The following is a 10,947-nucleotide window of genomic DNA, read 5'->3' on the forward strand; positions in this document are numbered from 1 at the left end:
CGACGCGCATTCGCTCGTGGATCTCCTGCTCAGGCACGAAACGTGCCCGCGCTTCATCGCCGAGCGGCTGTGGTTCCGCTACGCCTCGTCGAACGAGCCGATCCCCGAGTCCACCCGGGACAGAATGGTGGGCGCGTTTCCGGACTCGATGGCGATGCTGCGGAAGCTCTTCGAGGACGACGCGTTCCGGGCCAGTGCGGGCAAGCTGGTGAAGCAGCCGACGGAATGGTTCGTCGGCGCGATGCGGCAGTTGGGCCTGCGGCCGGGAAGGCTGTCCGACGAGATGCTGACGTACGCCCTCAACGCTCTGGAACGGTTGGGGCAGTTGCCGTTCGCCCCTCCGAGTGTCGAGGGGTGGCCTGCGGGAGCGGAATGGTTGACGGTCGGGGCGGCGCAGGTCCGCCTGAACCTCGCCGGGCGGCTCGCCCAGCTGGTTCCGATCGAACGGCTAACTCCGGAAGGCATGGCGCAGGTCCTTGCCGTCGAGACGTGGACCGACCGGACGTACTCGGCGCTGAAGGGCACGAACGACCCGCGGCGCCTGCTGACGCTCGGGTTGGCGAGCCCGGAATATCTGGTGACGTGACATGGACGCATGGACTCGACGCAGGTTCCTTCTGGCTTCTGGCGTCGCCGGCGGCGGCGCCGTCGCCGGGCTGGGGGCCCTGGGCCTGGCGGACCTCCTGCGGACCGCGAGCGACGCATCCGTTCGGGAAGATCACCGGAAGTCGCGCAAGCTGGTCATCGTCACGCTGTACGGCGGCAACGACGGCCTCAACACCGTCATCCCCTACGCGGACCCGGCATACCACGCGGCTCGGCCCGAGCTGGCCTACGAGCCGGATCGGGTGCTCCGGCTCGACGGTGCGCTCGGGTTGAACCCGGTGATGAAGGGCCTGAGCCGACTGTGGAGCGAGCAGCGCCTGGCCATCGTCCTCGGGGCCGGGTACCCCAGACCGGATCGGAGTCATTTCCGATCCATGGACATCTGGCAGACGGCGTCACCCGATGGCCCGACCAACTCCGGCTGGGTCGGCCGATGGTTGGACGGCGTCAAGGCGGCGCCGGAGGCTGCGGTGAGTTTCGAGCCCATGCTGCCGCCGCTGCTCGTGGGGGAGACCCGTACCGGGGCCTGCGTGAGTATCGGCGGGCTCAAACTGCCGGCCGGAGTCACCACCGAGATGATCGGTGTGCTCGGGCGGCGGGAGCCGAACGAATCCGAGCTGCAGGCACGGGCTGCGGACGCCTATGCGAATCTCATCCGGATCGACCAGCTCATCCGGGATGCCGAAGCCGTCGGCTTGCCGCCGGACACCACCGCCGAACCGGACATCGCGGCAACGGGCACGGGCGGGGCGAGCGTCCTCTCCGATCAGCTCTCCCGGGTGGCTCAGTGCGTGGAGGCCGGGGTCCCGACCCGCGTGTACTCCGCCAGTCTCGGTGGATTCGACACCCATGCGGCGGAGCGGCCCGGCCACGAACTGCTGTTGCGCCAGCTCGACCAGGCACTGGCCAGCTTCGCGGGCAGGCTGGCGCGGACCGAGGCCGGTCGACGGGTGACCGTGGTCGTGTACAGCGAGTTCGGTCGGCGGGTCCGGGCGAACGCCTCGGACGGCACCGACCACGGAACCGCCGGACCGGTCTTCGTTCTCGGACCCCAGGTGACGGGCGGACTCTACGGAGAGCAGCCGAGCCTGACCGACCTGGACGACGGCGACCTCAAGGCGACGACGGACTTCCGGGACGTCTTCGGCACCCTGCTGGCCTCGGTGCTGGACGCCGACCCGGCACGCTGTCTCGGCGGAGGGTACGAGCCGACGATGCTTCCGTTCGTCGTGCCCGACTGACAGCCGCCGTTCGGCGGGCCCTGCTGCCTGGGACGGGGAAGGGACGCGGTTCCCTACTTCCCGAGGCTCAGGATCTCGGAGACCGCGTCGCGGCGGACGGCGTCGTAGAACGACTCGGCCTTCTCCTTGTTCGCGAGGACCACGCTCTCGTTGCCGATCCGACCGGTGCCCTTCGTCGGGCTGGTGAGGAACGTGAGGTTTGCGCTGCGCACGTTGCGCATGTCGGTCGCCATGTCCAGCAGGGACATCTTCTCGTCCACCGACACGGCGCTGGAGGACGCCTTGACGAACGAGTTCAGCCGTGCCGGGTTCGTGACGATGCCACCCGAAACCGCCCGGTCCATGATCGCCCGGATCACCTGCTGCTGGTGCCGGATGCGCGCGAAGTCCCCGTCGGGGAACTGCTGGCGCTGCCGCGAGTAGTCCAGCGCCTCCTCGCCGTTCATCCGCTGCGGGCCCTTTTTGAAGGTGCGGAGCGGAGGATGGATGGAGGTGAAGGTCGTGTCCACGTCGACATCGATCCCGTCCAACGCGTCGACGATCTCCTTGAAGCCGGCGAAGTCGACGATCATGACGTGGTCGATCCGTACCGAGGTGAACTTCTCCACGGCCTGCACCATCAGCGGCACCCCGCCCCAGGCGTACGCGGCGTTGATCTTGGCGTTCCGGCCGCCCTTGCTGCCGTCCTTCGACTGGGGCACCGGCACCCAGGTGTCCCGCGGGATCGAGATGAGCTGCGCGCTCGACCGGTCCTTCGGCAGGTGCGCCAGGATGATGGTGTCGGTGCGGGAGCCGGACGTGCCGTCCGGATCGCGGGAGTCACTGCCGAGGATCAGGATGTTCATCGCGCCCTTGGCCACCGCCTGCGGACGGCCCTCCTCCGGCACGTCGTCGAAGGCGTCCACCCGTTCGATGCCGGATTCGACCGAGCGGAGGTACAGGCCGCCCGCGATCATGCCGCCGCCACCGATCAGCGCCAACACCAGGAAGGTGATCAGGGCGACGCGCTGCCACCGGGGACGCCGTCGACGGCGTTGGTCGGTCGGCTCCGGTGCTCGCGCGATGTCGAGCACCTGAGTCTCAGGCTCCGCGTACTGGTGGCGATAGTGCATGGCGTGATGCTACTGATTCCGGTCCCGAACCGAGTACCCATGTCCGACCGGCGGGCCATCCTCGTGAATGAACAGGCTCACACCTCGGGGCTGGCCCGAGCCCGTGGCTCGCTCTCGCCGGGACGCTACGGCCCGCCGAAGGAGGGGTTGGCGCGCGAGTTCAGGCCGGCGGTGTACGAGTGGCAGGTCCCGTAGTGCGGCAGAAGCCCCGCGTCACGCGCCTGGGCCAGGCTCGGCGCCGCCGCGTCCCGGGCCGACAGCTGCGGCGACTCCGCGGGCCAGTCGATCGCCAGCTCGGGGTCGAGGGGGTGCACGGTGTGTTCGGCGGTGGGGTTGTACGTGGTGGAGCAGAGGTAGCTCAGGGTGGCGTCGTCGGTGAGGGCGCAGAAGCCGTGCCCCAGTCCCTCGGCGAGGTAGACGGCGCGGCGGTCGACGTCGTCGAGGCGTACCGCCTCCCACCGGCCGAAGGTCGGCGAGCCCACCCGGACGTCCACGACCATGTCGACGACGGCCCCACGGACGCACGTCACGTACTTGGCCTGGCCGGGAGGCACGTCGGCGAAGTGGATGCCGCGGACCACCCCGCGCGCGGAGACCGAGAGGTTGGCCTGGGCGAGTCGCAGTGGATGCCCGACCACGGCGGCGAGCTGGTCGAAGCGGTACCACTCCGTGAACAGCCCGCGTGGGTCGCCGTGCAGTTGCGGCGTGATTTCCCACGCCCCGTCGATGCTCAGCGGGCGGATCTTCATCGGAGGGCGTCCCCGGGCCGCGCCTCGCTGAGCAGGCCGAGCAGGTAGCTGCCGTAGCCGCTCCTGACCAGCGGCTCGGCCAGACTCCGTAGCTGTCCGTCGTCGATCAGGCCGGCCCGCCAGGCGACCTCCTCGACACACCCGATCTTCAGGCCCTGGCGTTCCTCGATGACCCGTACGAACTCGGCGGCCTGCATCATGGAGGTGAAGGTGCCGGTGTCGAGCCAGGCCGTGCCCCGGTCCAGCACGGTGACCGACAGCTCGCCCCACTCGCGGTAGGTCTCGTTGACCGCCGTGATCTCCAGCTCGCCCCGGGCGCTGGGGGTGAGCTTGCCGGCGATGTCCACGACCCGGTTGTCGTAGAAGTAGAGGCCGGGTACGGCGTACCGCGACCGGGGGCGGGTGGGCTTCTCCTCGATGGACAGCACGCGCCCGGCGGCGTCGAAGTCGACCACCCCGTACTCCTCGGGATTGGCCACCGGGTAGGCGAAGATCCGTCCACCGAACAGGTCGGCGTGGCCGGCGAGCTGCCGGCCCAGGCCCACCCCGTGGAAGATGTTGTCGCCGAGGACGAGCGCCACCGCCTCGTCGCCGATGAAGTCCGCGCCCAGCACGAACGCCTGCGCGATGCCCTCCGGGCGGGCCTGCGCGCGGTACTCCAGCCGCAGGCCCCACTGGCTCCCGTCGCCGAGCAGCCGCTGGAACTGGGACTGGTCCTCCGGGGTGGTGATGATCAGGACTTCCCGCACCCCTGCCATGATCAGCGTGGACAGCGGGTAGTACACCATCGGCTTGTCGAAGATCGGCATCAGCTGCTTCGACACCGCCCTGGTGATCGGCCACAGCCGCGAGCCGGTGCCACCAGCGAGAAGGATTCCGCGCACCGGGGGAGACTACCCGCACCGGCAGGCGTGTGCGTACCGCCTCGACCCCGCCTGCCCTGGGGTTACGCGTACACTTCCGAACCCGTGAGGATCCTCGTCACCGGCGGAGCCGGCTTCATCGGGTCGGAGTACGTTCGGATGCTGCTGGGCGTGCCCGGTGGTGACGCCACGGGGGTGCCCGCCGTCGAGCCCGAGGTGGTGACCGTTCTCGATGCGTTGACGTACTCGGGCAACCGGGCCAACCTGGCACCGGTGTCCCAGGACCAGCGGCTGCGGTTCGTGCGGGGCGACATCTGCGACGCTGCGCTCGTCGACGAGGTCGTCGCGGGTCACGACGTCGTCGTGCACTTCGCGGCGGAGTCGCACGTCGACCGGTCGATCGCCGGTGCCGCGCCGTTCGTCACGACCAACGTGCTGGGGACCCAGACCCTGCTCGACGCCGCGCTGCGGCACCGGACCTCCCGATTCGTGCACGTCTCCACCGACGAGGTGTACGGATCCATCGACGAGGGCTCCTGGACCGAGGACTGGCCGCTGTCGCCGAACTCGCCGTACTCGGCGTCCAAGGCCGGCTCGGACATGCTGGCGCTGGCGTACCACCGGACCCACGGTCTGGACGTGGTGGTCACCCGCTGCTCGAACAACTACGGGCCGTACCAGTTCCCGGAGAAGGTCATCCCCCTGTTCGTCACCAACCTGCTCGACGGTGGCACGGTGCCGCTGTACGGCGACGGCGGCAACATCCGGGACTGGCTGCACGTGCACGACCACTGCCGGGGCATCGCGCTGGTGCAGGCGAACGGCCGCGCCGGCGAGGTCTACAACATCGGCGGCGGCACCGAGCTGACCAACAAGGAACTCACCGGCCGGCTGCTGGAGGCCTGTGGCGCCGGGTGGGAACGGGTCGTGCCGGTCGCCGACCGCAAGGGCCACGACCGCCGCTACTCGCTGGACATCAGCAAGATCAATAGCGAGCTGGGGTACGCACCGAGCATCGACCTGGAGCGCGGCCTCGCCGAGACGGTCCGGTGGTACCGGGACAACCGATCCTGGTGGGAGCCGCTGAAGGCCGCGTCGGCCGTCGCCCGATGAGGCGGCTGCTGGTCACCGGCGCCGGTGGGATGCTGGGCCGGGATCTGCTGACCGTCCTGGACCTCCGACCTGACCTGTCGGTCACGGCCACCACCCGCGCCGAACTCGACGTCACCGACCCGGAGGCGGTGCGTGCCGCGGTCACCGGGCACGACCTGGTGATCAACAGCGCGGCCTGGACCGACGTGGACGGCGCCGAGACGCAGGAGGCGGCCGCGACGGCCGTCAACGGCGACGCGGTCGCCCACCTGGCCGACGCCTGCGCCGCGACGGGCGCCCGGATGATCCAGGTGTCGACCGACTATGTGTTCCGGGGCGACGGGACCTCCCCGTACCAGGAGGACGCGGTTCCCTCCCCGGTCAACGCGTACGGACGCAGCAAGCTCGCCGGGGAGCGCGCCGTGACCCGGCTGCTGCCGGACACCGGCTACATCGTGCGCACCGCCTGGTTGTACGGCGAACACGGACCCAACTTCGTCGCCACCATGCTGCGGCTGGCCGGCGAGCGTGCGCAGCTCGACGTCGTCGACGATCAGCGGGGACAGCCGACCTGGTCGTACGCGCTCGCGGAGCAGCTCGTCGCGCTCGCCGACGCGGCCCTCGCCGGCCGTGCCCCAGCAGGCCCCTACCACGGCACCGCGTCCGGCGAGACGACCTGGTACGGCCTTGCCCGCGAGGTGTTCGCGCTGCGCGGCCTGGACCCCGACCGGGTCCGGCCGACCACCAGCGACCGCTTCCGTCGCCCCGCGCCCCGGCCGTCGTACAGCGTCCTCGGCCACGAACGCTGGAAGGAAGCCGGCCTTCAGCCCCTGTCGGACTGGCGCTCGACGCTCGCGCAGAAGCTGGCCCGGTCAGCGGCCCCCGCCCCGGAAGACCTCAGCGACCGTGCGGAGCACCACCTTGACGTCCAACCACAGTGACCAGTTCTCGATGTAGTAGTTGTCGAACCTCGCCCGGTCGGAGATCGGGGTGTCCCCCCGCAGGCCGCTGACCTGTGCGAGCCCGGTGAGCCCGACGGGGACCCGGTGGCGAGACGCGTAGTCCGGGTACTCGGCCGAGAACTTCTCGACGAAGTACGGCCGCTCCGGCCGCGGCCCGACCACGCTCATGTCACCCCGCAGGATGTTCCACAGCTGGGGCAGCTCGTCCAGCGAGGTGCGGCGCATGAACCGGCCGATGGGACCGACGCGCTTGTCGTGGGCGATCGACCAGTTGGTCTGGGACTCCTGCTCGTTCACCGGGCGCATCGACCGGAACTTGATGACCTTGAACGGCCTGCCGTGCCGGCCGATGCGCTCCTGGTGGAAGAAGATGCCCGGGCCCCCGTCGATGAACGTGGCGATGGCGCAGAGCAGCAGCACCGGGCTCAGCGCGATCAGCGCGATCGCGGCGAACAGCATGTCGGAGGCCCGCTTGATGGCCCACCGAGGCCCGGAGAACGAGATGTCACCGATCTTGACGATCGGGATGGCTCCGATGTGGTCGGGGTATCCGCCCTGGTGGGAACGGGAACCCCACAGGCGGGGAACGGCCCACAGATCGCACTGGGAGCTGCGGGGCCGCAGCAGGGTGTCCATGAGGGCGGACTCGTGGCAGTGCGGGTCGGCGATGACCAGGACCTCGCACTCCAGCAGCCGGACCAGGTGCTCGAGGTCGTCCAGGGTGCCGCTCAGGGGAAGCGCCCCGGTGCCCTGACGCGACGCGGCGTCGACGCAGCCGACGAATCGCAGGCCGTACTGCGGGTAGCGGCGCAGCAGCCGGGCGAGTTCGAGACCGATCGGACCGTTGCCGACGATGATCGCGTTGTGCTCCGCCCAGCGGCGCTTCCGCACCAGGATGGTGAACGCCCTGCTGGCCGCGCGGCCGACGATCACCAGCACCGCCGAGAGCGCCACGCCCCGGATGAACCCGCCGACGTACTCCACCGAGGAGTGGCGCTCCGCCGCGATGATGGCCACCACCGCGGCGGAGGCCAGCAGTCGACCGAAGAGGCTCGGCAGCTCGTCCAGGATGCTGACGTGGCGGCGGGGCCGGTAGAGACCGCCCGCCGCGAAGAAGGCGACGGTCAGGGCTGCGTTGGCCAGCGTGCCGCGCCAGTAGTTCTGCGACAACAGCAGCGGCGCGAGCAGCGCGACGACGTCGACAGGGGCCGTCATCATCCAGGCCCGCAGCCACTGGGTGCGGGACGAGGTGCGGGACCTGGCGTAGGGCAGGACGGCGGTGGTGTCGAGGCCGGCCCGCGTTGACCCCTCCAACTCGTTCCTGAGCGGAGCAGACGGGAACCCGGCTGGCGATCCCTGGCCGTCCATCGTCTCCTGCGGCGCCATCACCGCGTACCCCGGCATGTCGCCGAGGCGCCGTGTGGGCGCGAACGGCTGGTTCCCCGTTGACTGAACACTTGTTGACCCTCCCCGTGAACGCCTCGGCCAGCGTCATGACCTGTAGCGCGACCGAAGGATACGATCGCGCCGGGCCGGCCGCCAGATCCGGTAGGCCAGTTCTGTCTCATCCGTTGCGGCTGGCCAGCTCCGCTGCTGAATGAAAACTTTCACCTGACCGCACCGGTCCGGACTGGTACAACGCTTCCGTGGACCGAATCAAGCTTCGCCGTGCCATCGCCCGCACCGCACTCGCTCCGGTCGCCGCCTTCCCCAAGCGGCTCCGCACGGTCGCCCGGTACGACGCCAAGGTGCTGCGAAGCTCGGCACGCTGGCTGGTGACGTCCCGCGAACACCACAACTACACGTACGACCTCACGTCGTTGAGCCGCAACCACCTCGCCTGGTTCGTCAGCGTGGTCTGCGACATCCCGGTCAAGCAGGTCCGGACGTACCTCGACGAGATCGAGTCGGACGACAACCTCCGCCAGCACCTCCTGGCGGCCATCGCCGGCTCGGACCGGCGCGGCCTCGCCGACAAGGAGATCCGCTACGCCCGCCGGATCGGCTGGTACGCCATCGTCCGCGCCGCCCGTCCCCAGCACGTCGTGGAGACCGGTGTCGACAAGGGGCTCGGCAGCGTGGTCCTCGCCAGTGCCCTGCTGCGCAACGCCGCCGAGGGGCACCCGGGCCGGGTGACCTCCCTGGACATCAACCCCGAGGCGGGCTACCTCGCCATGGTCGCGCCCTGGTCCGAGGTGGTCGACCTCGTGATCGGTGACTCGCTGGCGTCGATCGCGGCGCTGGACCGGCCGGTCGACCTGTTCCTGCACGACAGCGACCACAGCAGCGCCCACGAGCGCCGCGAGTTCGCCGCCGTCGAGCCGAAGCTCGCCCCGGGCGCGATCCTGCTCACCGACAACGTCACCATCACCAACGTGCTCGCCGAGCACGCCGAGCGCACCGGCCGCCGGTTCCTCGCCTACCGGGAGAGCCCGGCCAACCACTGGTACCCCGGTGACGGCATCGGCGTGGCCTGGTAGGGCGGCACGGACACCCCGCGGGCACGTCGGCGTGGCATGGTGGGGCGGTGCTGCTGAAGGCGATTCACACGTACCCCGTCAAGGGTTGTCACCGGCTCGACCACGACGGCGCGCACGTCGAACCGTGGGGCCTCGCCGGCGACCGGCGCTGGATGGTGGTCGACGCCGACGGCGTCGGCGTCACCCAGCGGGAGGTCGCCGGGCTGGTCCGGCTCCGGGCGGTCGTCGGAGACGGCGGCCTGACCCTGCGTGCCGACGGCCGTCCCGATCTCGACGTGCCGGAGCCGACGGCGCCCGAGCCCGTCGAGGTGCGAACCTTCTCCAACCGCAAGCTGCGGGTCCCCGCGCTGCCCGCCGGACCGGCCGCCGACGCCTGGCTCGGTGAGCTGCTGGGCCGCCCGGTCCGCCTGGTCCACCTCGCCCGCCCCACCCGGCACATTCCCGCCGCCGACCGGAAGCACGACACCGGCGACCAGGTCAGCTTCGCCGACGCCTACCCGCTGCTGCTGGCCACCACCGCGTCCCTCACCGCGCTGAACGACTGGTTGGCCGAGGCCGGGGAGCCGCCCGTGCCGATGACCCGGTTCCGCCCCAACCTGGTGGTGGACGGCGCGAGCGCGTGGGCGGAGGACGACTGGACCGGCCGCACGCTGCGCGTCGGCGGCGTCCGCTTCCGCGCCGCCGGGCCGTGCGACCGCTGCGTGGTCACCACCACCGACCAGGAGACCGGCGTACGCGGAAAGGAACCCCTGCGTACCCTCGCCCGGCACCGCTCGGTCCAGCAGAAGGTCCTCTTCGGACTCAACCTCGTTCCCGAGGGGACGGGCCAGGTGTCCGTCGGCGACGAGGTGGTCGTCGACTGAGCCGGCGGCCGTCCACTCCGGACGTGACCGCCATCCGGTCGCCGCAGGCCACGTCTTAGCTTTCGCTTAGCCCGCTTGTCAGCCCGCCGCGCGCTGCGGCAGCATCGGCGGACGTGACCGACGGTACCGCTCCCACGGCCGGCTCCGGCCGCCGTCCCGTTCGCTGGCTCGCCGCCGGGGGCGCGACGGCCCTCGCCGTCGTCCTCGGTCTGGCCCTCGCCCTGCGGTCCGGTGCCGCCCCCGCCTGCGCCGCACCCGCGCTCGCTCTCGCGGCGCCGCCGGCCGCCGGTGTCGCCCACCAGGGCAAGGCCACCTTCTACGACTCGAAGGGAGCCGGCGGGAACTGCTCCTACCCGGCCGCACCCACCGACCGGCTCTACGTCGCGCTCGGCCCGAGCGAGTACGCCGCCGGCGCCGCCTGCGGTGGGTACCTCGACGTGACCGGCCCCCGGGGCGCCGTCCGGGTGCTGGTGATGGACCAGTGCCCCGAATGCCCGCCCGGCCACCTCGACCTGTCCCGGGAGGCATTCGCCCGCATCGCCGACCCGGTCGCGGGGATCGTACCGGTCAGCTACCGCGCGGTGGTGGACCCGAAGCTGCCCGGCCCGCTCAGCTTCCGGGTCAAGGAGGGCTCCTCGCGCTGGTGGCTGGCCGTGCAGGTGGCCCGGCACGGCAACCCGCTGCGCACGGTCGAGGTCCGGCAGAGCGGGTCGGACACCTGGCGCACGGCCGCGCGGCAGGACTACAACTACTGGCTCGTCGCCGAGGGCGTGGGTCCGGGCCCGTACGCCCTCCGGGTCACCGACGCGCGCGGTCACCGCGTCACCGCCACCGGGGTCCGGTTGGCGCCCGGCGAGGTCCAGCGCAGCGACGTCCGGATGTACGGCGGCGGGACTGGTACCGGCGCCACCACCCGCCCGGCGCCGGCCGCCACCTCCGCGCGGCCCGGTCCCCGGCCGACCCCGTCCCCCAGCCGGAG

The 10,947-nt window shown here is 71.1% G+C and carries 11 protein-coding genes; 7 read left to right on the top strand and 4 right to left on the bottom strand.

All coding sequences use genetic code 11. From position 1 onward, the window contains the following. Both AB0I76_RS13645 and AB0I76_RS13650 read left to right on the top strand, forming a co-directional pair. The coding region (locus AB0I76_RS13645) for a DUF1800 family protein (protein ID WP_357034296.1) at positions 1–586 on the top strand (586 nt) is incomplete at its 5' end. A gap of 1 nt (position 587) precedes the next feature. Next, positions 588–1,847: a DUF1501 domain-containing protein gene (locus AB0I76_RS13650; protein ID WP_357034298.1), complete on the top strand. Its 1,260-nt coding sequence runs from the start codon at positions 588–590 to the stop codon at positions 1,845–1,847. Positions 1,848–1,900: 53 nt separating this feature from the next. On the opposite strand, the gene AB0I76_RS13655 is transcribed toward AB0I76_RS13650, so the two are convergent. The 3 genes from AB0I76_RS13655 to rfbA all read right to left on the bottom strand — a co-directional run bounded on the left by AB0I76_RS13655 (position 1,901) and on the right by rfbA (position 4,592). After that, positions 1,901–2,959, bottom strand: coding sequence for an LCP family protein (locus tag AB0I76_RS13655; RefSeq protein ID WP_357034300.1), 1,059 nt, complete (start codon positions 2,957–2,959; stop codon positions 1,901–1,903). A gap of 125 nt (positions 2,960–3,084) precedes the next feature. Further along, positions 3,085–3,708, bottom strand: coding sequence for a dTDP-4-dehydrorhamnose 3,5-epimerase family protein (locus AB0I76_RS13660; RefSeq protein WP_357034302.1), 624 nt, complete (start codon positions 3,706–3,708; stop codon positions 3,085–3,087). Beyond that, complete coding sequence (rfbA, locus tag AB0I76_RS13665) at positions 3,705–4,592, bottom strand: glucose-1-phosphate thymidylyltransferase RfbA (RefSeq protein WP_357034304.1); 888 nt, start codon at positions 4,590–4,592, stop codon at positions 3,705–3,707. Before rfbA ends, AB0I76_RS13660 begins: the two co-directional genes overlap by 4 nt. Before the next feature lie 84 nt (positions 4,593–4,676). Between rfbA and rfbB the strand changes: the two genes are divergently transcribed. Both rfbB and rfbD read left to right on the top strand, forming a co-directional pair. Further along, positions 4,677–5,684, top strand: a complete 1,008-nt coding sequence (rfbB, locus tag AB0I76_RS13670; protein WP_357034306.1) for a dTDP-glucose 4,6-dehydratase — start codon at positions 4,677–4,679, stop codon at positions 5,682–5,684. Further along, positions 5,681–6,604, top strand: a complete 924-nt coding sequence (rfbD, locus tag AB0I76_RS13675; RefSeq protein WP_357034308.1) for a dTDP-4-dehydrorhamnose reductase — start codon at positions 5,681–5,683, stop codon at positions 6,602–6,604. Before rfbB ends, rfbD begins: the two co-directional genes overlap by 4 nt. Here the strand turns inward: rfbD and AB0I76_RS13680 are convergent. Further along, complete coding sequence (locus AB0I76_RS13680; RefSeq protein WP_357034310.1) at positions 6,536–8,029, bottom strand: sugar transferase; 1,494 nt, start codon at positions 8,027–8,029, stop codon at positions 6,536–6,538. The two genes, rfbD and AB0I76_RS13680, sit on opposite strands and share 69 nt — an antisense overlap. A 242-nt stretch (positions 8,030–8,271) precedes the next feature. On the opposite strand from AB0I76_RS13680, the gene AB0I76_RS13685 reads away from it, so the two are divergent. From AB0I76_RS13685 to AB0I76_RS13695, 3 genes are all read left to right on the top strand, one after another. Continuing rightward, on the top strand, positions 8,272–9,105 hold the full coding sequence (locus AB0I76_RS13685) for a class I SAM-dependent methyltransferase (RefSeq protein ID WP_357034312.1): 834 nt from the start codon (positions 8,272–8,274) through the stop codon (positions 9,103–9,105). Between the two features lie 47 nt (positions 9,106–9,152). After that, positions 9,153–9,968 (top strand): MOSC N-terminal beta barrel domain-containing protein, encoded by an 816-nt coding sequence (locus AB0I76_RS13690; RefSeq protein ID WP_357034314.1) that lies wholly within the window; start codon positions 9,153–9,155, stop codon positions 9,966–9,968. 113 nt (positions 9,969–10,081) lie between these two features. Then, on the top strand, positions 10,082–10,947 hold an 866-nt coding region (locus AB0I76_RS13695; RefSeq protein WP_357034316.1), incomplete at its 3' end, for an expansin EXLX1 family cellulose-binding protein.

Source organism: Micromonospora sp. NPDC049799 (assembly GCF_040656655.1).
Lineage (GTDB): Bacteria > Actinomycetota > Actinomycetes > Mycobacteriales > Micromonosporaceae > Micromonospora.

What these genes read in the sequence shown, in the direction of transcription:
- AB0I76_RS13650 (WP_357034298.1), top strand. Translation starts at nt 588, where the DNA reads ATGGACGCATGGACTCGACGCAGGTTCCTTCTGGCTTCTGGCGTCGCC.
- rfbD (WP_357034308.1), top strand. Translation starts at nt 5,681, where the DNA reads ATGAGGCGGCTGCTGGTCACCGGCGCCGGTGGGATGCTGGGCCGGGAT.
- AB0I76_RS13660 (WP_357034302.1), bottom strand. Translation starts at nt 3,708, where the DNA reads ATGAAGATCCGCCCGCTGAGCATCGACGGGGCGTGGGAAATCACGCCG.
- AB0I76_RS13680 (WP_357034310.1), bottom strand. Translation starts at nt 8,029, where the DNA reads ATGCCGGGGTACGCGGTGATGGCGCCGCAGGAGACGATGGACGGCCAG.
- AB0I76_RS13655 (WP_357034300.1), bottom strand. Translation starts at nt 2,959, where the DNA reads ATGCACTATCGCCACCAGTACGCGGAGCCTGAGACTCAGGTGCTCGAC.